This window comes from Saliterribacillus persicus, from assembly GCF_003337485.1.
Taxonomy (GTDB): Bacteria; Bacillota; Bacilli; order Bacillales; family Amphibacillaceae; genus Saliterribacillus; species Saliterribacillus persicus.
This window is the reverse complement of the sequence record NZ_QPJJ01000002.1, coordinates 97,621-122,301: the sequence shown is the minus strand read 5'-3', so window position 1 is coordinate 122,301 and position 24,681 is coordinate 97,621. Positions and strand designations below refer to the sequence as shown.

The window sequence follows — 24,681 nt, the reverse complement described above, 5'->3', positions numbered from 1 at the left end:
GATGAAAAAAATGAATATTACAGAATTGCTCAAGCAGGACACGATGATTTTAGATTTAAAAGCAACTTCTAAAGATGCAGCTTTATCAGAACTAGCAGACAGACTAGATAGTAGTGGGCGTCTATCCGATAAAGAGAAATTTTTAGAAGCAATTCACGAAAGGGAAGGTCAAAGTAGTACTGGTGTGGGAGACGGAGTGGCTATTCCGCATGCGAAAACAAGTGCTGTTAAAACACCTGCCATTGCTTTTGCGCGTTCCCATAAAGGGATTGATTTTGATTCCTTAGATCAACAACCAGCTCACCTTTTCTTTATGATTGCTGCAAGTGAAGGAGCAAATAATGATCACTTACAGACTTTATCACGTTTGTCGACTTTATTAATGGATGATGATTTCCGAAGACAGCTATTAAAAGCAACGTCAAAAGAAGAAATATTATCGATTGTAGATCAAAAAGAAAAAGAAAAGTTAGGTAAGGAAGAGGAAACGACTACTGCAAGTGATGGTCCTGAAATACTTGCTGTTACAGGATGTCCTACTGGGATAGCTCATACGTATATGGCAGCAGATGCGTTAAAAGAAAAAGCAAAAGAATTAGGCGTTAGTATAAAAGTAGAGACAAACGGTTCAGATGGGGTCAAAAATAGATTAACAGACGAAGATATTAAAAATGCAAAAGCAATTATAATTGCTGCGGATACGAAAGTAGAAACAGACCGTTTTGCAGGAAAGAAAGTTCTAAATCGCGGTGTACAAGAAGGTATGAGAAAGCCAGAAGAATTAATTAATCAAGCCTTAAAAGGTGACGCACCTATTCATCAAGCGTCAGGCGAAGGTAGCAGTTCTTCTAGCAGTAGTGGAAGAAGCGGCTTTTATAAGCACCTTATGAATGGTGTATCAAACATGCTTCCGTTTGTTGTTGGTGGTGGGGTTTTAATCGCTATTTCCTTCTTCTTTGGTATTAATTCAGCGAATCCTGATCACGAATCGTATAATGCCTTTTCAGGAGCGCTAAGTGTTATCGGTGGGGAGCATGCATTTGGATTAATGGTAGCTGTTCTTGCTGGTTTCATCGGGATGAGTATTGCGGATAGGCCTGGTTTTGCTCCTGCGATGGTCGGTGGTTTCATGGCTGCAACTGGCGGTGCTGGTTTCTTAGGGGGATTAATTGCCGGTTTCCTAGGTGGTTACATTGTATTATTACTCAAGAAAATATTTAAAAATTTACCGCAATCATTAGATGGTATTAAAACGATTTTATTTTATCCGGTATTAGGTCTATTTATCACAGGCATGCTGATGCACTTTGTTATTATCGAACCAATTTCATTATTAATGACGTTCCTAGAGAATTGGTTAGGCGGAATGACTACTACAAATGCGATTATCCTAGGTGTTATCTTAGGTGGAATGATGGCAGTAGATATGGGTGGTCCAATTAATAAAACAGCATTTACATTTGGTATTGCTATGATTGATGCTGGTAACTTTGGTCCACATGCTGCCGTAATGGCTGGTGGAATGGTTCCACCACTTGGTTTAGCATTAGCAACAACTCTTTTTAAAAGCAAGTTTACAAAGGAAGAGCGCGATGCTGGTAAGACAAGTTATGTGCTAGGTTCCTTCTTTATTACAGAAGGTGCGATTCCTTTTGCTGCAGCTGATCCAGGACGAGTAATTCCTTCTATAATTGTAGGTTCTGCCATTGCAGGTGGATTATCGCTATTATTTGGTGTAGGTTTACCGGCACCACACGGAGGCATCTTTGTTATCTTTGGTGTACAAGGAAGTGCTTTACTCTATATTTTAGCCATTCTAATAGGCGCAATAGTTTCAGCACTGATGGTTGGATTCTGGAAAAAACCATTAAAATAATGGAAACAAAGAAGAGCCGCATATCAATGAGATATGCGGCTCTGAATTATTATCCAACCATTTTTTCAATTTGCTTTTCAATTTCTTTCGGCTCTATCTTTGGCCCAAATCTTTCTACCACATTACCATCTTGATCAACTAAAAACTTCGTGAAATTCCACTTTATTTTACTTGTTAATACACCTTTTTGTTGTTCTTTCAAATATTGAAATAATGGGTGTGCATCATTCCCATTCACATTAATTTTCTCATGAATAGGAAAAGTAACTCCGAAGTTTATACGACAAGCTTCTTCTGCGTCTTCTGAAGACCCAGGTTCTTGATTGGCAAATTGGTTACTTGGAAAACCAAGGACAGCTACACCTTTATCCTTGTATTTTTGGTGGATTTCCTCTAAGCCATCGAATTGTCCGTTCAGTCCACATTTACTAGCGGTATTTACGATTAACATGATCTTACCTTTATATTCATCTAATTTATAAGTTTCTCCATTTGCTTTTGTCACATCAAAATCATAGATTTGCATCTTAGTTGCCTCCTTGTCAAAAATATATCGTGCGCGATATATTAAGTATATCAAATAGGCATATAAATGCGAATATAACGCTTGCAATTATAACGTGTGTTGTAGCTTATCATTTAATTGTTTCATCTGATTCATCAATAAAATAGTATCTTGATCGATAAGGTCGCAAGAGGTTATTTTATCCTCTATCGCTTTTTTGATGCTAGTTTTTGAGGACTTTGCTTTACCTGTCAAAAATAGATGGTAACTACGTTTGTCTGTATCTGACTGCTTTTTTTCTATCCAATCATTATTAATCATTCTAGTCAGGATTGGATTTAATGTACCAATCCCAATCCCTAGGCGAGCACTAATATCCTTCGCTAAAATAGGCTGCTTCTCATATAAAGCAAGAAGCACAAGATATTGCGGGAAGGTTAGTGCATAAGGCTTTAATATTTCAGTATAAAGCCTTTGAAAATTGCTGGCAGCTTTGTACACTTCAAAGCATAATTGTTGATCTAAGATGTTATCGAACTTTTCCATTTTTGTTCACTCCAATGATTATCTTATATAGTATTTTAATAGATTCGCGGATATAAATCTATAGTTACTGATATATTAGGAATTTCGCGGATATATGAAAAAAAGCGCGGATATATGAAAAAATTCGCGGATATAAAAATTTTATCGCGGATATAATGCCTCCACTAATTTATTAATGAATTCAAATAATAGATTCTGCCTTTATTAGAACCTTGAACTGAGCACGGGATATGATTAAGCAATCGGTAGCAAATATCGGGAGAAGAAACTTTCAAAAAATATTGCGCATCTTTATTTCTTATTGCGGGACCAAAAATATGAGCGTAATCTTTCAATGCTTCTAGATGCGCATGTCTGTCCAATGTATTACAAATAGAGCACTTCCATGATTGATGCATTCTTTCCATACTAAAATTATTGCAATTCCTACAGCGGACTCCGCGGATAATATGCTCTATTTCCAAATTATACTTTAGCATAAGGTTCTCTTTGTTAGGACAATGCCTTTCTAAGATTATATTGTAGATCTTGCTGATTTCGTAATGTTCATTATTTTTATACAAATTATTGATTACTTTAATATGGTTGGGGAGTCTTTGAAGAGGTATCATATCAACCGTGGCCGAGGGAAAGTTAAGAATAGCAGTAGGGTGAGTGAAAACAACGTATGGATGAATTGGAATATCAGCACACCCAAGTTGTCGGAGTGTTTTCTTAAGCTTATAGGCTTGTGTTTTTGCTTGGATTAATGGATTAGGAAAGACTTCTGTTTGGTTGGAAGACGCGCGTAATAGTTGTTCCATTGAATTTAGGGAAAGTTCGCCTTTAATATGCTTCACTTCAATTAGATGAATCACATGGGGAGTTAGAAGAAGGCAATCTATTTGGAAAAAGTAATCATCTTCTTTAAGTCGAACTCCAAAGATAATTTCGTGTCCTTCTAATGGAGCGAGATGAAAATAATAAGAAAGACTGTTTTCACCGATTGAACCAGCTATTAGTTTTCCTGATAGTTGATCGAGATAATTATAACTTGGATGTGTATCTGTTAAACGGGGCATTAAGGCTTGAAGTTGCTTTTGCATTTGGTTATTTAAAATAATCATGAAAGCCTCCTATCAGTTTTTGGTATTGTAGCGCAAATAATGAAACTTGTCTAAACAAGAAAAGAGGAGAAGTTATGTAAAAATAGGAGTGAAAAGTTAATTTTGTAGCTACTAAAACTTGCATAAGACCAGAGAAAGCTCGTTAAAAATATAGGATTATTATAGTAAAATAAAAGATCGTCAGGATTGACAATCTTCTGCAGCTAATTGAAATAATAAATTCTTTAATCAAAAAAAGTCATATGTGTCTTCTTATCTCTGTAGTAATCCATTCTATCTTGTAATGTTCCAGTGTGAAATTCAAATTTATGACCATCTGGATCACTAAAATATATCGACTTTTTATCCCTTTCATCCCTTATACGACCTGGCAAGATGTTTACATTCAATCTTTTTAGTTTATCGTACTTTTTATCAAAGTCAGCTTCTTCAATGGAAAAAGCTATATGTGTGTACGATTGGTGTATTTCATTTCGTGGAATATCTTTCTCCTCATTGAGAGCCAACCACATTCCATTTAAATCAAAGTATGCAGTATTTCTCCCTTTTACCAACAACTTGGCATCAAATACATTTTTGTAAAACTCAATAGAAGTATCTAAATTAGATACTGAAAACAAAAAATGATTAAAACCATTTATCGACACTATATCACCTCAATCTAAAAGATTCCTTTAGTTAAAGATACACTCAATATAATTTAACATTCCACTTAAACAAAGACGTGCAAATTATAGCACGTCTTTTCAATTGATATTTTTAAACGGAAATACGTTTTACTTTTTAGCTATGATAAGAAACCTCTTAGAATTTGTACGAATACCTTTCTCTGTTTGATTCTTTTCAATGAAATCATTTAATATTTCAAAGTCTTCTCTATTTTGCCCAAAATTAGGGATGATGGGTGTATGCTTAAGCAAGAATATGAGATCTTTCGGTCCTTTAAAATATTCACTAGCATTATATTCAAAAGAGTGGATGTCAGAAAAACCAGCCTCACTTAATTCCTTAATATATTGTTTCTTTAATGATCCATCCGTTTCGTTAAAAGCTTGTCCTCGACCAAATGCCTCTTTTAAATTTGATTTATCTGCTTCGCTTACTTGCTGTGTAAGAAACAAACCTCCACTTTTTAATACTCTACTAACTTCGCTTGAAGAAAAAGGGGCGTGACAGCTGGAAGCGACATCAAAAAATCCAGTAGGGAATTTTAAATCATCAGAAGACATTTGAAAAAATCTGATATTTGAAGCGCTTGATTTTTCCTGATTAGATAAAGCCGTTTCCAACATACTTTTAGATAAATCAATTCCAATTAAGAAAGATAATTGAGGAGCGATTTTGATTATCTTTTCTCCGCCACCGGTACCGATATCTAGAAGAACATCAGTTTTTTTGCACTTTTTAATTACTTCTTCGTAAAAATCCCAGCTAACTCCTTCAGAGGAAGACTGTATTTTACTAAAATCCCAACCATTTGTTTTTCCAACCTTATCATAAAATTCTTCGTAATCTAATTTTTCCATTTTGCTCCGCCTTTCAAATGCAGTGTCTTGTAATTAATAGTATTATAGATGCTTACCACCACTGTTCAGCATACGGATTTCGAAAAAAGGACATACTTATTCCTTTTTAGCTGGTACGCGTTTTTTTCCAGCCCGAAAACCTAGATACTTCGAACAATACGGTAAGACATTCCATTCACCCCAATTGAAAGATTAGATTAAGTATAACTAAAGTGAAAAGCAATTGTAAACGTTAACTTATGCAAAACTATATCAATTGCATTGAGAGTTCAATACTTACTGAATATTATTTATCTATAAGTGATTTTCGGGGAATTTAACATTTTTCCTTATACAAACTTATCAGATTAGTCCAGTGAAAGATTATATATAATTAATCAAGTCTTTAATTTCATGAAGCTGAATGATATTCTTTTCTTGATAAGCATCTCCAACTCCTAACCCAAAGCCCTTCATCTTCATATTTAAAGCTAATTCCACATCGACTGTAGAATCACCTACTATAAATGATTGCTCAATTTTTATGGATGGATACTTTACTAACGCTTCTTTAATCATCCCTGTTTTTGGTTTTATACAATTACATCCTTCAGTTCTGCTATGTGGGCAATAGAATATATCAAATATTTGAATATTGTGCTTGGTTAGTTCATTTATCATTTTTTCAGTAATGACCTCATACTGTCCTAAAGTAATAAATCCTTCATTTATAAGATATTGGTTCGTAATGATGATAATTTCATATCCTGATTGTTGAATATTCTTTAATATTTGAATAGAGTTTGGAAGAAAGGCAGGAGATGTTATACGAGTCCATTTCTCATCTGGATAGTCTTCAATAATTGTCCCGTCCCTATCAAAGAATGCAACTTTCATAATCTGTTTCCACCTTTTTCTGCAATTTGTTATTTATCTCAGCATAACTCACAGAATAGCACCGCCATTAAACGAGAGCGTTTATATAAATTCTAGTCTAGTACACTAAACTTTATATTTGAAGAGTGTAACCTCTGCTGAGGGATTATTAATTGGATCCAAGGGAAAGAGTCGCGCTTGTTTGCATGAGTCTCCCAATAAAAAAAGGAAGCCTTAGAAGCTTCCCTTTCGTTATGTGCTTTCATTTTTAAATTGTTTGATTAATTCAATCAATACTAATAAAGCTACAATACTCATAACAGCACCATATATATATCTGTTCTCAAAAAAATTAATTGATGCTACTACAGTTGATAAAATAATCGCAGCCAAAAGTGATAATTTACTCAAAAGCATCACCCCTAGATTGTTTTTTCTTTTTTTAGATTATAGCATAGGCAACCCCTGAGCAATATAACCATAAGTAGTAGCAACCCAACTACTCCTAAACTATAAATCGATATTAACATAAAATAACAATTATCTAATCGATTTATAAAAATCAATATACTAAATAGCGCAAACTTTGTATTTTTACGTGGTGATTTCATCCAAATTCGAATTTCAGCAATCCATAATTAACGATATACATAAAAAAGAGACCAAACCACACGTGATTTGGTCTCCATATTCGTAAAAATGCCTAATCAAGACGACAATGTCTATTCCTTTTAATTTAAAATATCTTCAATTTTAGCAAGGGTTTCTTGGGACAATTGAACACCAGAAGCTGCTACGTTTTCTTCTAGCTGTTCTGGTCTGCTCGCACCAACTAGTGCGCTTGCTACATTTTGTTGACGTAAGATCCAAGCGATTGCAAGCTGCGCGATGGTTAAGTTTTCATTGGCCGCGATTCCTTTTAAAGCCTCGACGCGATCAAGATTACCTTCTGTTAATACACGAGAAAGATCTAAATCCTTCTGAGCAGCACGACTACCTTCAGGTGGTGCTTCACCTTTTTTATATTTTCCTGTCAGCACCCCTTGTGCTAATGGAGAAAATACAACTTGTCCAATCCCATGCTTTTCACTAACTGGAATGACTTCCTTCTCAATGTACCGGTGAAGCATGCTATAGTTTGGCTGATTGACAACAATACGATCTAATAACCTTTTATCCGCAAGATTCACCGCTTCAGTCATTTGCTCTGCTGTCCATTCGCTTACACCGATATAGTGAACTTTCCCTTGTCGAACTAAATCATCTAACGCACGTAAGGTCTCATCTAATGGTGTGTCTTTATGGAATCGGTGGCAATAATAGATATCGACATAATCCATACCTAAACGCTGCAAGCTTGCATCTGCCTGCTCCATAATATGCTTGCGAGACAAACCACGATCATTTGGACCATCACCCATATCACCAAACACTTTTGTTGCAAGGACATAAGAACTTCTTGGGTATTTGCGTAAAGCTTTTCCGACTACTTTTTCTGCTTCCCCGCGCATATAAACGTTCGCAGTATCAAAGAAATTAATTCCTAAATCATATGCTTTATCAATGGAGGCAGTGGCTTTTTGTTCTTCAACATATCCACCGTATGTTAGCCAGCTACCAAGACTAATTTCACTTACTTTCAAGCCTGTATTGCCGAGTCTACGATATTCCATTTTGTATTCACTCCTTCTTTTGGATGAAAAATAAGCGTTTTCATAACAACTATACTACAGGAAAACGTTCTGTTCTATTAATTAAGCTTCTTGCTGCCGCTTGTTTAAGAAGAAATATTCTCCAGTAAAGACGAGGACAATCGTAATAACAGAAACAATTACGATCATTGGGTCACTTGTGAGTTTTACCCACATAAACGCCGCAAGTACGATTCCGTCAAAAATAAGGGCAGTCATTACGATAACGGGATTTGCTTTTACGGTATCCCTTAGATGTTTAAATACTCCCCAATGGATCATCATGTCCATTACAAGATAGAGAATTGCCCCCATGGACGCTATTCGACTTAAATCAAATAACACGGTTAGAATTAAAGCGATCACAATCGTATAAACAAGGGTATGCTTTTGAATACTTCCAGGCATACCAAAATGCTTGTGTGGAATTAATTCCATATCTGATAGCATGGCAAGCATTCTGGATACCGCGAATACACTCGCTATAATTCCAGTAATGGTTGCAATAATCGCGATGATTACAGTAAACCATAAACCAAAGCCACCTAAAAGTGGACGTGCTGCTTCTGCTAATGCATAGTCTCTAGCTTCAATAATTTCTGTTAAAGATAAATTGCTAGAAACAGCCCAAGCTAACAGTAAATAAACAATTAAGCTAATAGAAATTGACCAAATAATTGCTCTTCCCACATTTTTCTTTGGTTCTTTTATTTCCCCACCACTATTTGTGATCGTTGTAAAACCTTTAAAGGCTAAAATAGTTAAGGCAATTGCTGCAATTGAGCTTGTAAGACCCGTTTCAGGTGGGTTGTTCCCAGCTTCAGCCGGTTCAAAGGTAAATCCAACAATCCATAAAGCGCCTATTGCAAAAATAAGTAGACCGATAATTTTCACCAAAGATGCAATCGAAGTAAACGATTGGATAAAACTATTTCCTGAAATATTTACAAGAAAAGCAAAAATAAGAAGTCCTACACCTAATAGTGGAACAAGAAAGCTAGTAGCTTCCATATCAAATAATTGAAGCGTATACGTACCAAACGTTCTTGCCACCAAACTTTGGTTGATTACCATCGATAACGCCATTAAAAGCGCAGCACCTGCTGTAATGGTACTTTTCCCATAAGCTTTAACAAGAAACATACCGATGCCACCTGCTGATGGGTATTGCTGACTCATTTTTGCATAGGAGTATGCACTGAATCCAGTAACGATCCCACCTATAATGAAAATGAGTGGAAACCATTTACCTGAGAGCTCTGCTACCTGCCCTAAAAGAGCGAATATACCAGCACTAATCATGACCCCTGTCCCAAGTCCAACGGCTCCTGTTAGTGTAATACTATTTTTATTATAATTTTCCAAGTTTAAAGCTCCTTTCTTCAAAAATAAGACTATGCTTTTGTTATTCCTCAAAAAAATAATTTAAAACACCAGACTAGGACTTCTTTTCTGGGAAAAACATGCTATATTTAAATTAAATGGATATTTTTGAATATTGCGTTTATTAGAAAACAACATTGCTCATTATTAAACAAGGAGGGATTGAATTGCTAGAAACGATCGGCTTGAAGAAGACGTTTAAAAGGCATGTGGCGGTGGATGATGCAAATCTTCTATTAAAAAAAGGGGAATCAATTGGTTTATTGGGACCTAACGGCGCGGGTAAATCTACCTTGATTTCGATGATCGAAACCTTGATCAAACCAACAGAAGGAGACGTTACCTGGAATGAAAAGAGTATTATAAAGCAGCCAGATTTATTGCGTCCAGTATTAGGTGTAGTACCCCAGGAAATAGCATTATATAAAGAGTTATCAGCCTATGAAAATGTGAAATTTTTCGGAAAAATTTATAAGCTTACAGGAAAGGAATTAGAGGAACGAGCCGAGGCAGTGCTGAAATTAGTAGGTTTAAGTGACCGCCAAAAGGATTTAGTTAAAACTTTTTCAGGCGGAATGCAGCGCAGACTTAATATTGCAGTAGCACTTCTGCATGAACCTGAAGTCATCATCATGGATGAACCCACGGTAGGAATTGATCCGCAATCTAGAAATTACATATTAGAAATGGTGCGAGATTTAAATAGAGAGCAAGGGTTGACTGTTTTATATACCTCCCATTACATGGAAGAAGTAGAACGCCTATGTGACCGCATTTATATCATGGATAATGGAAAAGTTATCGCAAATGGTACAAAAGAAGAATTAATTGCTATTTTGTCTGAAGAGGAAAGTATTGAGCTTGTCTTAGAGAAACCTATTTCCACTTTTAAAGAAGCTTTAGAAATGGAGCCTTCCATTTTGCGTGTCACACAAGAAAGTAATGGCTTAAAATTAATCGTACCAAAAAACAATAGAAAACTAACACGAATTTTCCAGCTTGCTGAACAACATGATGCTTCTATTACGAATGTGAATATACAAATTCCGTCGCTTGAAGATGTGTTTTTACATTTAACAGGTAAGAAGTTGAGGGACTAGGGGGGATAGAAGTGTGGAATTTTTTTGTGAAAGATGTAAAAGTTCTGTGGCGTGATAGAACAGAATTAATGGTCATGTTTTTAATGCCGTTTGTCTTAATGACAATCTTAGGCTTTGCGTTGCAGGGTGTAATGGGTGGCAGCTCAGAAAGCTTTGAAATGGAAGTTGCACTTGTGGTGCAGGATGAAGAAGAAGAGGGAAAAGAGAAGCTTGAAATCGACCTAAGTGAAAGTCAGCTCCCAGAACAAGCTAGAAGCGCCCTTTTAGAAGTAAGCAATAATTTTTCGCCTGCTAGCATTCTTGACGAACTCTTAACAGAAGATTTACAGGATCAATTAAGTGTCACGCAAATGAGGGAGGAAGAAGCTAAAACGGCAATTGATCAGCAAGAAATAGATGCGATGCTTATCATTCCAGATGATTTTACCTATGATACGTTAAAAAATATGCTTCTAGGTGAAGAAGTATCGAGTACACTTAAAATTGTAAAAGGTCCACATGCCAATTTTTCTGCTAGTATTTTTCATACGATTATAGAGCAATTTAGTGAAAGTTTTAATTTAGAAGCAGCAATTACAAAAGCAACAGGTACACAGGTGGCATCCAGCCCCTCTGTTGAGATGGAAGTGAACGGGGAGACGTTGTCAGTGACAGAGCGTGATCCGGTAAGCTCAATGGAGTATTATACAATTGGGATGGCAGCTATGTTTGCATTTTTCACCGCTTCTACCATTGCTAGTAAAGCTTTTACCGAAACCCAACAGCAGGTTTTCTCAAGAATTTTAATCTCAGGTAAACGCCCAAGTGCTTATTTAAGCGGGAAAGCTTTAGCTGTGTTTCTTACTGTTTTACTCCAATTGGGGGTCTTATTTAGTCTATCAAGTATTATATTTGGTTCTTTTCGGCCTTTATCTATAGAGGATATGATAGGCATGACAACCATTAGTATTTTTTATGCGTTAGCTATCGCAGGTATAGGTGCATTGCTAACAACCTTAACGGTAAAGTATCAATCGAATACCATTGCTGGTGTTTTTTCTGGTGCGATTGTTAGTATATTTGCACTTCTTGGAGGAAGCTTTATTCCTACGGCCGGTTTTCCGGAAGCTGTGCAGAAATTAGGTGATTGGACACCGAATGGGATGGCGATGAATGCCTATATGCAAAGCATGCAGGGACTTGGTGCTGATTACATCATTACAAACATTTGGAAGCTTAGTGGATTTATTTTAATCATGGTCCTATTAAGTCTCGTCTTATATCCAAGAAAGAAGGTGGGCGCATGAGAGCGATCTTTCTGTTACAGTGGCAGCGCTTAAGAAGAGAACCTTTTCTGCTTCTTTCCATGTTTGTTTTAACCGTTGTATTCGTCTTGTTTATGGGCGGGACCAATCCAAACGGGGAAGCAACCATTCCGACTACATTTTCACAATCTATGACAGAGAATGAAAAATCGGACTTATTAGATGAATTAAATCAACTTGAGGGATACAATTTTGTAGAATCAAATGAACAGAACGTAATCGAAGAGAAGATAGCCCTTGGGGAAGTAGCTTTTGGTTTATCCTTAAAGACAGACGGATATACTTTTTTGATTGCTACGGATAATCCGAACCAAGCTATTGTTGAACAACATTTACAGTCCATCTACCGGGAAAAAGTAAGGATAGTTCAAGTAATGCAAAATTCATCCGATCAAGATATAGCACCCAAAATCCAAGCCAATCTTGAAAGTCCGCCTATTTTGGTAGAAGCGCAAGTCGGAGAAACGAACGAGGATTTCTTCGTATTTGATAACCAGCTACAATCTCTGTTTGGTATGACGTTATTTTTTGTTATTTACACCGTGGTCTTTAGTTTAAGTAAAGTGGCAGAGGAAAAACAACTTGGTAGCTGGAATAGAATCATTATTTCTCCAACAAAAAAGTGGCAGGTGTATGGTGGGTACTTGTCATATGCTTTTATCATTGGTTTTCTTCAGATCTTTGTTATCTTCTTCATGTTCGATAATTTACTGAATTTTGATTTAGGGAACAATTGGTTGGGGCTTATCATGATTATGATTGCCTACACATTTACAATAGTGGCACTTGGTTTATTGTTATTAGCATTTGTTTCTAAAACATCTCAATTAAATGCTGTCGTACCAATCGTAGCAGTAAGTATGGCGATGATCGGTGGTGCATATTGGCCAATTGAAATTGTAGACAATCCAATTGTTTTACAGCTAGCTAACTTCATGCCAATTAAGTATGCTATGGAGGCCTTAAAAGAAATAACGATTTACCAAGGAGTAATAACAGACATCATTCCAGAAACACTTATTCTATTTGCGATGGGTATTGTAATGATGGGGGTAGGGATTCCGCTTATGGAAAAAAGATAATAAGAAACCGCGACATTTTTCCAGAAAAATTGTCGCGGTTTTTTCATCTTTTTTTGATAGTGAAGCCCCTTCATGTATTAGAAAATGAGCTCTCCCTACTAAAATCAAGGTCGAGCGAAGACTTTTTTAAATCCAAAAATCAAGATAACGATAGCTAGAAAAACAGAAAGGCCGTAAGCAGTATAACTAACGCTCGTAGTTTCAGGCATGTTTCTTACACCAACTCCGATAAGTGCCCAAATAATAACAAGTGGGAAAACTAAATCCTTCTCTTTTAATACAAAAATTACTCCTAATAAAATAGCCACAAAAAGCATGATAATAGTCCAAGCGACCTGAGATATTCCAATGCCATTCCAATCGATTTTGACTAGGTAATAACTAATGTTGGCTATCGTTGCTACGCTTATCCAGCCTAGATATACAGAAAAAGGAAGCCGGTCATAAAACGTTTGATGTAGACGCTTCGCCGTTTCGTAAATTTTGATTAACGTCAGTAACAACCCTAGCATAATAACAATGGAAATAGCGGTAAACTCATAATGCCAGCTTAATAACCAACTTACATTTAATAAACAACTTAACCAAAACCAAGGATTGACCGCGTTATAAAGAGCAGAATCTTTTCGGTTGGATGTAAATCCAATGATTACCCATATTGATAATAAGATATAAATAACTCCCCAAATGCTAAAAACATAACCAGCCGGTGTAAATAAAACATCGAGCTGATTGGATATTTCTCCCGTAGTTTTATCGTTAATAGGAAGAATGTTTGCTAGGGCATTTACTACAATAACCAATAGTAATGCGAGTAAATTTATTACGGCATTACGCATTTTTATTTTCCTCCTTCATTTGTTGATAAGCAGAAAGAGCTCGTTTTCTAGCGAAGTCATGTTCCACAATGGGTTCAGGGTAATCTACTCCAATTTTAATATTAGCATTTTCCAATATTTCTGTGGGAGCTTTCCATGGTTCGACTAAATATTTCCCGGGCAATAATCTAAGCTCCGGCAACCATTTTTTAATATATGTTCCATCCGGATCAAATCTTTCCGCCTGTTTTATTGGGTTAAATATTCTGAAAAATGGAGATGAATCAAATCCTGTTCCTGCCACCCACTGCCACCCCATGGTGTTATTAGCTAAATCTGCATCTACTAACGTATCCTCAAACCAAGCAGATCCTTCTTTCCAATGATATAAAAGGTGTTTTACTAGGAATGATCCCACTACCATTCTTACGCGATTATGCATCCAGCCTGTTTCCCATAATTCTCGCATGCCTGCATCGATTAATGGATAACCTGTTTGTCCTTTTTTCCAGGCTTCTAGGGTATCTTCTTCCACCTTATTCCACGGGAAGGAGAGGTATGCCTGTTGTAAAGGTTTATCAACGATGTGAGGGAAATCAACTAACTGGTGATATGCAAAATCCCTCCACACCAGCTGTCTCAGGAAACCCTCTACACTTTCCTGCTGTTCCTCGTTAAGATTTTCTATTTCACTTAGCTCCTCTAATTCTTTACTCTCATGCCAAATGAGTCGAGGGCTTATTTCTCCGAAGGCAAGATGTGGAGATAATAACGAAGTGGCATCTAGTACGGGATCATTGCGATAAGTTAAATAATCGTGGATGTCTACTTCAGCAAAGGTACGCCATTTTTTAAGTGTAGCGTCCTCACCAGGCTCCCAGTATTGTTCCAATTTTTGATGCCAATTTGTAGCAGAAACTAATTCTAGCTCCTCTAATTTACATGATTCTATCTTATTTTCATCCCAGTTTATATTAGCTGGTACGGGTAATGGTGCTTGTACCGGAATTTGTTTGCATGTTTTCCAAAAAGAAGTGAAAACCTTATACGGGTTACCTTGCTTATTTCGAATAGAGCCAGGTTCAAAAAGTAAATTCGTATGAAAAGTATTTACGTGAACGCCGTGTTCTTTTAGTTCTGTAATCAAAATTTTATCATTTTCCAAGTGGTGAGGTTCATACCGGTTATTAAAGTAAACAGCAGTTGCACCAGTACGAGATGCAAGTTCTTTCAACACTTGATGTGGATTACCTTTTTTGAGTATTAAATTTGCTCCTAAACTGTCCAATTTTTCTTTAAAGGAGCGAAGAGATAGATCGAGCCACCAAGCGCTGGCACTCCCAATTTGATCTTCTTTTATGTACACAGGAATAATGACACCATCTTGGGAAGCTTCATACATAGCTGGGTTGTCTAAAAGCCTTAAATCCTGTCTAAACCAAACGATAATTTTATGTTTCAACTGGAATTCACGTCCTAACTACAGATGTATTTGTCTAATTCTCTTATACCCTAATGATGATTTTATAAGCCCTAAAGAAGATGAATGTGCTAAAATATAAAGAAAGGAGTTGGCTTTAGATGGAATGGGATAAAGCGATTTTAATAGATGCTCCTATAGAAGTAGTATGGAATTTATTTAGCGACGAAAACATACAACGAATTATGCCGAATATTATTGAACATACATTATTAGAAAAAAAGGAAAATGAAATAGGGTCAACATATAAACAGAAATATCGAGAAGGAAGAAGGATTGAGACCTATATTCTTGAGATTACTGCTTATGAAGACCAGCCCACCTACAAATACAAGACGACTCAATTTGTGTTAGCTAAATCTTTTCGAATTGAAACAACGTATAGCTGTGAAGTAGTTGAAATAAACAAAACCAAGCTTGAATATAAAGGCAAAAATGAAGGCTTAAATATATTTATTCGAGCTCTTTTAAAGTTATCTAGTCTTAGAAAAAATCAAAAAGTTGTTGATGATTTCTTGGAAAAAGTAAAAGCTGAAGCGGAAAAAGATAGAACTACTATTTAGTTGGAGGACCAAGAAAATGGATGAGCGTCTACAAACATCTCTGAAAAAAATAATACGAGAAGAGTACGCCTTCATCATGTTCAATCCTTCGATATCGAAATTAATTATTTTTCAAAAATATCATAAATATGCCTTAATGGCCTTTCAGCCTGCCTTGCAAAAAGAACTCGGACAACTGGTGGCAAACAAAGGCAAATTAGAAGTCCGATTGGTTGTAAATCATTATGAAGCAGTATTAGAAAAATTATTAGCTACTCCGATTTCAAAAGGGAAAATAACGAATGCCCTCATGCACATCTTTGGATACTTCAAGGATAAGATCACAGCGCAAGAAAAGGAAATATTTTTAAAAGACATAGATGCCTTTTATAATGGTAAAAACAATTATGAAAGAATTACGGAAAAATTAGTAGAATGGGCAAAGGAATATAATGTTGAATATATTGAAGGCCAATCCATGTTAAAACTTTTTCGTTAAATTTTCTGCATTTGAAATAGACTTTCCCTCAGCAGATCCAAGCATATCAGGATGCTGCAAATCAAAAATCGTGACACCATATGGTATTTCCTCTCTTAATAGCTTTTGAAAAATTTATTAACATATTACCCCCAAAGAGAACTCCCTAGTCATCATTAATTTTTCGTATAGTAACTACCTTCTGTTTTAAGTGAAGAATCAAAGCTTTATTATGCTTCAAACTTAAGTTTTAGAAAAAAGTGAGAAATGATGATAAAAAAGTCTCATATATCGCAAAAAAAGACAAAATATGATAAAATTAATAAAATACTTTTTGATTTATAGTGATAATTACCTAAAATAATTGAAGGTGGGGACTTTTTTGCCTTGTGAGAATTGTTCGATGAAAAATCAGCAAATTAAAGTAAAAGTTGTAGATGATAATAAAAAGATAATGGAAATGATGGAAAAATATCTAATAAGATTAGATATTCCTGTAGAAAAAGATAAAAATATTCTAAAAGTGAATGAAATAGGAGCGAGCGATTTATTAGATTTCAGTCAAGATCATCTGCAGGATGAAACGGTTGAATTTCAACTTTTAGATCGTGAGTGGAAGTCAATAGATGAGATTAATGATTTTTTGGAAGCAGAATGGATAGATGAGGTAATTAATAACAAACATATTCATTGTCACTATCAACCAATAGTGACACGACACAAAGAAATATATGCGTACGAATTACTCGCCCGTTTTAAAAATGAGGATGGTACGATTATTTATCCAAATGAAATATTTGAAGCAGCTAATAATCGAGGAAGAATTTATGCGCTAGATCGTTTATGCAGAATGACAGCAGTTCGTCATGCTACGAAAATTGTTAATGGTGCGAAAGCATTTATTAATTTTATTCCAACTTCTATTTATGCGCCGGAATTTTGTTTGCGTTCGACTACCTCGCTTGCTAAAGAGTTAAATATTGATACGGCTGACTTAGTATTTGAGGTGGTGGAAACAGAGCAGGTAGAGGATGTTAAACATTTAAAAAGTATTCTCCATTATTACAGGGAACGGGGCTTTCAGTATGCCCTAGATGATGTAGGTGCTGGATATAATACAATAGACTTATTAGCAGATCTTTCCCCTCGCTATATGAAGTTGGATATGCAATATGTTCAAGGTGTAGCAGAAGACAAGGAAAAACAGATAGTAGCACTAAAATTTTTAGAAAAAGCAGAAGAACTAGGTGCGACTTCTTTAGCAGAAGGAATTGAGAATGAGCAAGATTTTATTTGGTTGAAGCAAAAAGGATATCAATTATTTCAAGGTTATTATTTTGGAAAGCCTGAAGCAGAACCGAAGTTAGTTATCTAATCACATGTAATTAACAGAAAAAAGGTGTTAGCAAAAAGTTGCTAACACCCTTTTTATATAGATTTAATCTTAAATGACACCTTGTGCAACCATTGCGTCTGCTACTTTTAAGAAACCTGCAATGTTAGCTCCGACAACTAAGTTGCCAGGGTGACCATATACTTCTGAAGCTTGTACACTGTTTTTGTAAATGTCCTTCATGATCTCTTGAAGTTTTTCATCAACTTCTTCAAATTTCCATGATAGGCGACCACTATTTTGAGCCATTTCAAGTGCTGATACAGCAACACCACCAGCGTTAGCTGCTTTGGCTGGGCCAAATAGTACTTTTTTGTCTAAGAAGATATCAATTGCTTCTAATGTAGAAGGCATATTCGCACCTTCACCAACAGCTTTTACGCCATTAGCTACAAGTGTTTTAGCTGATTCTTCGTTTAACTCATTTTGTGTAGCACATGGAAGAGCGATATCACAAGGAGTATTCCAAATGCCTTCAAATCCTGCAGTATATTCTGCTTCAGGATGCTCGTTAACATATTCTTTAATACGTTTACGTTCTACCTCTTTTAAACGTTTAACTGTTTCTAGATTAATTCCGTTTTTGTCATAGATATATCCGCTAGAATCACTACAAGCTACTACTTTAGCGCCTAGTTCAGTTGCTTTTTGGATAGCATAGATAGATACGTTTCCAGAACCAGATACAACTACTGTTTTACCTTCGAAGCTATCACCGTTACCTTTAAGCATTTCTTGTACAAAATAAACAGTACCATAACCAGTTGCTTCTGTACGAGCTAAGCTTCCACCAAAGTTTAAGCCTTTACCAGTTAAGACACCAGCTTGGTATCCACCGCGCATTTTTTTGTATTGACCAAATAGGTAACCAATTTCACGAGCACCAACACCGATATCACCAGCTGGTACGTCCGTATCTGGTCCGATGTGTTTAGAAAGCTCACTCATGAAGCTTTGGCAAAAACGCATAATTTCTCCATCAGATTTACCTTTTGGATCAAAATCAGATCCACCTTTACCGCCACCGATTGGTTGGCCAGTTAAAGAATTTTTGAAAATCTGTTCGAAACCTAAGAATTTAATAATACTAGCATTTACAGATGGATGGAAACGTAATCCGCCTTTATAAGGTCCAATTGCACTGTTGAATTGAACGCGGAAACCACGGTTTACTTGTACTTTACCTTCGTCATTAACCCATGGTACACGGAACGAGATAATGCGTTCAGGCTCAGACATTCTTTCTAGAATACCTTGCTCCATGTATACGGGGTGTTTTTCAAATACTGGAACAAGTGAATCGAAAATTTCTTTGACAGCTTGATGAAACTCACTTTCGTTGGGGTTACGTTTAGTGACTGTTTCGTACACTTCATCGACGTAATTTCTTGCAACTTGATTTGCATTTGTCATATCTTATTTTCTCTCCTTACTCAGATTTGTTATATGTTAAGCATAAGCGTGACACCTAAATGAGATAATTATCGAACAATTTCGATAAAACAATCATCAACTATTAGTTTAGTATAGCGAATTGATCTAAACAATATTGATCTGAGAACAAACCCATATCGATTTTAGATCAATCTTTTTTAGGCATCATAATTATCACGGTGCTAAGTGCGCTGTGAGAGACTGTTCGTCAGTGTTACGCGCTTTGTTCTTGATCTAATAATTTATCAGAGGGTACAAATTTTAGTATAACCATCCCGATGAAAAAAAGTACAATTAGACTTAAGATTCCAGCATTGGATCTACCTGTTAGCTGGGCAGTGACCCCTAAGAGTAGTGGCCCGGTGATTGACGCAAATTTGCCGAAAATATTGTAGAAACCAAAAAATTCATTTGCGTTATTTTTGGGAATTAATTTAGCAAAGTAAGATCTGCTTAATGCTTGAATACCACCTTGAGAAGAAGCTACAAGCATAGCAAGCACCCAAAAATCAGCAGCAGTCTCTAAAAAGTATCCATAAATACAGACAATAATATAAACAGAAATACCGACATATAACATCGACTTCGCCGAAAAACGATCTGCTAATTTTCCGTAAATAAGTGCAAAAGGTGCGGCGACTATTTGTGTGACAAATAAAACCACCAACAATAACGTACTGCTAAGTCCAACATCTGTGCCATACGCAGTAGACATCGCAATGATAGTACCAACGCCATCTATATAGAAGAAATAGGCAATCAAAAATAATGTTAAGGATTTATATTGCTTGATATTTTTCATGGTTTTTAACAGTCGTTTAAAGCTCTGTCTAATAGGCTGCTGGTCAGGCTCTACGTAAAACTTTTGCGTCACATGCCTGATTAATGGAATAGAAAAGACTCCCCACCATACACAGGTAATAAGAAAAGCAATCTTACTTGCGAAAACACTTGATATCGGAAGAATACCTTGCTGTGCTAATAAAATAATGGCGATACTAATGAAGAAAGGAATCGTACTCCCAATATAGCCTAAACTAAAACCGCGTGCCGATACCTGATTCATTCGCTTATCAGTGGTCACATCTACTAAGAAGGCATCGTAGAAAATATTAGCACCAGTGGAGCCTAAGGAGGCTAATGTGAAGCAAATAAGTAGAAAAAGCCATTGGCCCTCTGGGATGAAAACAAGAAATCCAGTTGAAATAAGTCCGAGTCCCAGAAAAAAGAGAAAGAACCGTTTTTTCAAACCACGATAATCCGCAATAGTTCCAAGAATCGGTCCAAGCATTGCTAAAATAAAGGTGAAAATAGAAATAGTATATCCTAGGTAAGCTGTGGAATTCGCAGCTGAAACTCCTGCTTCTGTCGCTTGTGCTTTGTAATAGATCGGGAAAATAGCAGTAGTAATAATAATTGAAAAAGCAGAGCTTCCCCAATCATAGACCATCCAACTTTTTTCTTCCTGCTTAAATTTACCCATTATCGGCCACCTACTTTAAAGGAATAATTACTTTTAGATTAACATCAGTGTAATTGATTTCCTTTATATAAACTAGCTTTCGTATATAAAATTAACTTTTCGTTTACATTGGTTTATTTTTTGAAGGAAGAGGGTACATTATAACCAACAAAACAGAAAGGATGATCGCAGTATGACTAAACACGTACAAGCATTCTTTAAAACTGAAAATGACGCAGAGGATGTAAAATCCCATCTTCAAACCCTTAAGGTTGATGATGCACGCGTTGATACTTTACCAGACGCTGATAATAAAATGATTCTTACCCCTCTCGCTTTTTCTGGAAATAATACACATGGCATGGGAGCAGGCGGTGGAATTGTAGCTACATTTGATGCAAAAGACGGGACGCCAGCAGACGATTCTCCGCGTCCAAATTCACTAGAATTTTCCGTTGCAGATGATGATTATCAAGAAGCATTGAAGATTATCATGGAAAATGATGGACACGTAAGTAAAGAAATTTACGATGAAAATAAGTAGAAGCGTAGACAAAGGATTATACTTTCCTTTGTCTTTTTTTGATTTCGTATATAAAGGAACCCAGTTCGTCATATTGATTAGTAAGAGAATTTAGAAGTGTTGTGTTAGAAGTTCCTCACTCGATGGATAGGTGAAAGAGTTTAAACAACCATCTTTTTTACTCCAGATCATAACTGGATAATACATTCTGTTTTCCTCTATAACAGTGCCATATAAAAAGAGGATTTTAAATAAAATATAAACAGTTGACAAACTTGTATATACAAGATAGAATGAAAACGTAATCATTAACTTGTATATACAAGTTTGTTGTGTTTTATTAGTAAATTTCAACAATGAAGGAGGAGAAAGTGGATGAGTAAGTATACAGATCAAGCCAAAGAGCTACTTGAGCATGTTGGTGGAAGTGAAAATATTTCGGTTGTGACACATTGTGCAACTCGAATGCGCTTTGTTCTGCATGATACAGATAAAGCTGATGTGACAGCAGTGGAAGATATTGATTTAGTCAAAGGAACTTTTACACAAGCAGGTCAATTCCAAGTCATTATTGGAAACGAAGTAGCTTCCTTTTATAATGAATTCACAAAAATTGCGGGTGTAGGTGACACTTCTAAGGATGAAGCGAAACAGGCAGCAAAGCAAAACATGAATATTTTGCAACGTCTTGTCTCCCATTTAGCTGATATATTTACACCTATTATTCCGGCACTAGTTGTTGGGGGGTTAATCTTAGGTTTCCGTAATGTTATTGGTGACATTGAGATGTTGAATGATGGTACACAAACTTTAGCTGAATCTTCGCAGTTTTGGGCTGGAGTTTATTCCTTTCTATGGTTAATAGGGGAAGCTATATTCCACTTCTTACCAGTCGCCCTCACCTGGGCCATCGCTCGTAAGATGGGTACGACTCAGGTTCTTGGTATTGTTCTAGGTATTACACTAGTATCACCACAATTACTGAATGCTTATGGTGTGGCAGGTGCCGATAGTATTCCTGTGTGGGATTTCGGATTTGCACAAGTTGATATGATTGGTTATCAAGCACAAGTAATTCCGGCTATCTTAGCAGGTTTTGTATTATCTTATTTAGAAATATGGTTGCGTAAGATAATTCCACAAGTTGTTTCGATGATATTTGTACCTTTCTTTGCCTTAGTACCAGCGGTTTTAATTGCACACGTTGTATTAGGTCCGATTGGTTGGGAAATTGGTTCTTGGATTTCTAATGTGGTATATTCTGGTTTAACCTCTGCATTTGGCTGGTTGTTTGCCGCATTATTTGGTTTTGCGTATGCGCCGCTCGTTATAACCGGTCTGCACCACATGACTAATGCGATTGATTTACAGCTCATGAGTGAGTTTGATGGAACAAACCTCTGGCCAATGATTGCACTTTCCAATATTGCGCAAGGTTCAGCCGTTGTTGCGATGATATATTTAAATAGAAAAGATAAAAAAGAACAACAGGTTTCCGTACCGGCAGCTATCTCTTGTTATCTCGGTGTAACAGAACCAGCGATGTTTGGGATTAACCTAAAGTACCTGTTTCCATTTCTCGCAGCGATGATTGGTTCATCCATTGCAGCAGTGATTTCAGTTGGTACAGGAGTAATGGCCAATTCCATTGGTGTCGGCGGTATTCCGGGAATTCTATCAATCCAAGTTGCAGATATGCTTATGTTTACGGTATCAATGCTTGTAGCGATTGTTATTCCATTTACGCTAACGGTTATTTTAGCCCGTACGAAAATGGGTAAAGATGCATATGAGCGTTTAGGAAAATAAAAAGCAGAAGAGGAGTGATCGCTCCTCTTTTTGCTATTAAAAAAGCCAATAGATAAAGAAGGAGGTCAAACATATGCAAGAAGCTTGGTGGAAAAAATCAGTTGTGTATCAAATTTATCCAAAAAGCTTTCGCGATACGACAGGAAATGGTGTAGGCGATATTCAAGGAATCATTGAAAGGTTAGATTATTTAAAAGAATTAGGTGTTGATGTGCTGTGGTTAACTCCTATTTACGCTTCACCACAAAAAGATAATGGGTATGACATTTCAGATTACTTTTCCATCCACCCGGAATATGGAACAATGGAAGATTTTGAACAACTATTAGAAGAAGCGCATCAACGTGACTTAAAAATAATCATGGATATTGTGATAAATCACACGTCAACTGACCATAAATGGTTTCAAGAATCCCGCAAATCCATGGATAATGCTTATCGAGATTATTATATTTGGAAGGATGGAAAAAATAATGGTCCTCCAACGAATTGGCAATCAAAATTTGGTGGCAATGCGTGGGAGTTTGATGAAAAAACAAAGCAATACTATTTGCATTTATTTGATGTCACCCAGGCTGACTTAAATTGGGAAAATGAACATGTAAGAACAGCGGTTTACGATATGATGAAATTCTGGCTGGATAAAGGTGTAGACGGTTTTCGCTTAGATGTTATTAATCTTATTTCTAAAGATCAACGTTTTCCAGATGATGATGGCTCCGTCGCACAAGGGGATGGTCGGAAATTTTATACAGATGGCCCCAGAGTGCATGATTTTATGCATGAGATGAATGAAGTGGTATTTAAAGGCCATCAAACGTTAACCGTAGGGGAAATGTCCTCTACAACAATTGAGGACTGTATTAAATATACAAATCCAAATGGAGAAGAGCTCGATATGACCTTTAATTTCCATCATTTAAAAGTTGATTATCCAAATGGTGAAAAATGGACAAAGGCTGATTTTGATTTCCAGCAATTAAAGCAAATTTTATCAAAATGGCAGGTCGAAATGCACCGGGGTGGAGGCTGGAATGCACTATTTTGGTGCAATCATGACCAACCTCGTATTGTCTCACGCTTTGGAGATGATCAAGAATATCACAGGGAATCGGCAAAAATGCTAGCGACAACGATTCATATGATGCAAGGGACCCCGTATATTTATCAGGGAGAAGAGTTTGGTATGACTAATCCTGGCTTTGATTCGATTGAAAAATATCGAGATGTAGAATCTTTAAATATGTACAAAATGAAAAAGGAAGAAGGAATGGATGAAGCGGAAATACTAGAAATTTTAAAACAAAAATCCCGTGACAATTCCAGAACGCCTGTGCAATGGAATGATTCCAAGCATGCTGGATTTTCAGACGGAACACCTTGGATTGAGGAAGCACCTAATTACAAAACAATTAATGCAAGACAAGCTTTAAAGGATAAATCTTCTATTTTTTATCATTATCAGGCTTTAATTAGCTTGCGAAAAAAATATCAGGTGATTACAGATGGAGATTTTAAGATGCTGTCTTTTGATGATCCAAATATCTTTGCCTATATTCGTGAAAATGACCGGGAGCAACTATTGGTCGTCAATAATTTCTATGCACAACAAGTAGACTTTACGTTGCCAACAGATAGTGGTATAACAGAGAAACAGGGTGAAATGCTGTTATCTAACTACCCAGATGCAACGAGGGATACTCACGATATGACTTTGCGTCCCTATGAGTCACGAATATTATATATAAAAAAAGATAAATGAGGATTT

23 protein-coding genes are annotated in these 24,681 nt (G+C 36.3%); 10 read left to right on the top strand and 13 right to left on the bottom strand.

The window, feature by feature from the left end; genetic code table 11:
• Positions 1–10 precede the first annotated feature (10 nt).
• Entirely contained in the window at positions 11–1,876 is a 1,866-nt protein-coding gene (locus DFR57_RS02730) for a PTS fructose transporter subunit IIABC (protein WP_114351619.1), read from the top strand.
• Positions 1,877–1,925: 49 nt separating this feature from the next.
• Here DFR57_RS02730 and DFR57_RS02725 read toward each other — a convergent pair whose 3' ends face one another.
• From DFR57_RS02725 to DFR57_RS02690, 9 genes are all read right to left on the bottom strand, one after another.
• A complete protein-coding gene (locus tag DFR57_RS02725) occupies positions 1,926–2,402 on the bottom strand; it encodes a glutathione peroxidase (RefSeq protein ID WP_114351618.1) in 477 nt (158 codons plus the stop codon).
• An 87-nt stretch (positions 2,403–2,489) separates the two neighbouring features.
• Complete coding sequence (locus DFR57_RS02720; RefSeq protein WP_114351617.1) at positions 2,490–2,927, bottom strand: MarR family winged helix-turn-helix transcriptional regulator; 438 nt, start codon at positions 2,925–2,927, stop codon at positions 2,490–2,492.
• 164 nt (positions 2,928–3,091) lie between these two features.
• On the bottom strand, positions 3,092–4,033 hold the full coding sequence (locus tag DFR57_RS02715) for a nuclease-related domain-containing protein (RefSeq protein ID WP_114351616.1): 942 nt from the start codon (positions 4,031–4,033) through the stop codon (positions 3,092–3,094).
• Positions 4,034–4,257: 224 nt separating this feature from the next.
• Complete coding sequence (gene fosM, locus DFR57_RS02710; protein ID WP_114351615.1) at positions 4,258–4,680, bottom strand: FosM family fosfomycin resistance protein; 423 nt, start codon at positions 4,678–4,680, stop codon at positions 4,258–4,260.
• A 129-nt stretch (positions 4,681–4,809) separates the two neighbouring features.
• Positions 4,810–5,559: a class I SAM-dependent methyltransferase gene (locus DFR57_RS02705; RefSeq protein WP_114351614.1), complete on the bottom strand. Its 750-nt coding sequence runs from the start codon at positions 5,557–5,559 to the stop codon at positions 4,810–4,812.
• A gap of 363 nt (positions 5,560–5,922) precedes the next feature.
• Positions 5,923–6,435 (bottom strand): D-glycero-alpha-D-manno-heptose-1,7-bisphosphate 7-phosphatase, encoded by a 513-nt coding sequence (locus tag DFR57_RS02700; protein WP_114351613.1) that lies wholly within the window; start codon positions 6,433–6,435, stop codon positions 5,923–5,925.
• A gap of 231 nt (positions 6,436–6,666) precedes the next feature.
• Positions 6,667–6,825: a hypothetical protein gene (locus DFR57_RS18195; RefSeq protein WP_170132886.1), complete on the bottom strand. Its 159-nt coding sequence runs from the start codon at positions 6,823–6,825 to the stop codon at positions 6,667–6,669.
• A 320-nt stretch (positions 6,826–7,145) separates the two neighbouring features.
• On the bottom strand, positions 7,146–8,087 hold the full coding sequence (locus DFR57_RS02695) for an aldo/keto reductase family protein (protein WP_114351612.1): 942 nt from the start codon (positions 8,085–8,087) through the stop codon (positions 7,146–7,148).
• Between the two features lie 81 nt (positions 8,088–8,168).
• The gene (locus DFR57_RS02690; protein WP_114351611.1) at positions 8,169–9,470 is read right to left on the bottom strand and encodes an APC family permease; all 1,302 of its coding nucleotides are present in this window, start codon (positions 9,468–9,470) and stop codon (positions 8,169–8,171) included.
• 185 nt (positions 9,471–9,655) lie between these two features.
• Here DFR57_RS02690 and DFR57_RS02685 point away from each other — a divergent pair, with 185 nt between their 5' ends.
• From DFR57_RS02685 to DFR57_RS02675, 3 genes are read left to right on the top strand one after another with little or no spacing between them, the layout of a single operon-like run.
• Positions 9,656–10,588: an ABC transporter ATP-binding protein gene (locus DFR57_RS02685; protein WP_114351610.1), complete on the top strand. Its 933-nt coding sequence runs from the start codon at positions 9,656–9,658 to the stop codon at positions 10,586–10,588.
• An 11-nt stretch (positions 10,589–10,599) separates the two neighbouring features.
• Positions 10,600–11,874 carry an ABC transporter permease gene (locus DFR57_RS02680; RefSeq protein WP_114351609.1) on the top strand — a complete coding sequence of 425 codons (1,275 nt, stop codon included), beginning with the start codon at positions 10,600–10,602 and terminating at the stop codon, positions 11,872–11,874.
• The gene (locus DFR57_RS02675; protein ID WP_114351608.1) at positions 11,871–12,974 is read left to right on the top strand and encodes an ABC transporter permease; all 1,104 of its coding nucleotides are present in this window, start codon (positions 11,871–11,873) and stop codon (positions 12,972–12,974) included. Before DFR57_RS02680 ends, DFR57_RS02675 begins: the two co-directional genes overlap by 4 nt.
• Before the next feature lie 104 nt (positions 12,975–13,078).
• Here the strand turns inward: DFR57_RS02675 and DFR57_RS02670 are convergent, their stop codons facing one another.
• Complete coding sequence (locus tag DFR57_RS02670) at positions 13,079–13,813, bottom strand: TspO/MBR family protein (protein ID WP_114351607.1); 735 nt, start codon at positions 13,811–13,813, stop codon at positions 13,079–13,081.
• Positions 13,806–15,254 (bottom strand): cryptochrome/photolyase family protein, encoded by a 1,449-nt coding sequence (locus DFR57_RS02665; protein ID WP_114351606.1) that lies wholly within the window; start codon positions 15,252–15,254, stop codon positions 13,806–13,808. The genes DFR57_RS02670 and DFR57_RS02665 overlap by 8 nt, the downstream gene beginning before the upstream one ends.
• Before the next feature lie 119 nt (positions 15,255–15,373).
• Between DFR57_RS02665 and DFR57_RS02660 the strand changes: the two genes are divergently transcribed.
• From DFR57_RS02660 to DFR57_RS02650, 3 genes are all read left to right on the top strand, one after another.
• Positions 15,374–15,835 carry an SRPBCC family protein gene (locus tag DFR57_RS02660; protein WP_114351605.1) on the top strand — a complete coding sequence of 154 codons (462 nt, stop codon included), beginning with the start codon at positions 15,374–15,376 and terminating at the stop codon, positions 15,833–15,835.
• A 16-nt stretch (positions 15,836–15,851) separates the two neighbouring features.
• Positions 15,852–16,313 carry a DUF1722 domain-containing protein gene (locus DFR57_RS02655; RefSeq protein WP_114351604.1) on the top strand — a complete coding sequence of 154 codons (462 nt, stop codon included), beginning with the start codon at positions 15,852–15,854 and terminating at the stop codon, positions 16,311–16,313.
• Between the two features lie 382 nt (positions 16,314–16,695).
• Positions 16,696–17,667: an EAL domain-containing protein gene (locus tag DFR57_RS02650; RefSeq protein ID WP_114351817.1), complete on the top strand. Its 972-nt coding sequence runs from the start codon at positions 16,696–16,698 to the stop codon at positions 17,665–17,667.
• Positions 17,668–17,736: 69 nt separating this feature from the next.
• On the opposite strand, the gene gdhA is transcribed toward DFR57_RS02650, so the two are convergent.
• A complete protein-coding gene (gdhA, locus tag DFR57_RS02645; protein ID WP_114351603.1) occupies positions 17,737–19,098 on the bottom strand; it encodes an NADP-specific glutamate dehydrogenase in 1,362 nt (453 codons plus the stop codon).
• A gap of 235 nt (positions 19,099–19,333) precedes the next feature.
• Positions 19,334–20,605, bottom strand: a complete 1,272-nt coding sequence (locus DFR57_RS02640) for an MFS transporter (RefSeq protein ID WP_245937379.1) — start codon at positions 20,603–20,605, stop codon at positions 19,334–19,336.
• A gap of 169 nt (positions 20,606–20,774) precedes the next feature.
• Between DFR57_RS02640 and DFR57_RS02635 the strand changes: the two genes are divergently transcribed.
• The 3 genes from DFR57_RS02635 (at position 20,775) to treC (ending at position 24,675) form a co-directional block, all read left to right on the top strand.
• Positions 20,775–21,125 (top strand): hypothetical protein, encoded by a 351-nt coding sequence (locus DFR57_RS02635; RefSeq protein WP_114351601.1) that lies wholly within the window; start codon positions 20,775–20,777, stop codon positions 21,123–21,125.
• Between the two features lie 354 nt (positions 21,126–21,479).
• Complete coding sequence (gene treP / locus DFR57_RS02630) at positions 21,480–22,913, top strand: PTS system trehalose-specific EIIBC component (protein ID WP_114351600.1); 1,434 nt, start codon at positions 21,480–21,482, stop codon at positions 22,911–22,913.
• Between the two features lie 73 nt (positions 22,914–22,986).
• Positions 22,987–24,675: an alpha,alpha-phosphotrehalase gene (treC, locus tag DFR57_RS02625; RefSeq protein ID WP_114351599.1), complete on the top strand. Its 1,689-nt coding sequence runs from the start codon at positions 22,987–22,989 to the stop codon at positions 24,673–24,675.
• Positions 24,676–24,681 lie beyond the last annotated feature (6 nt).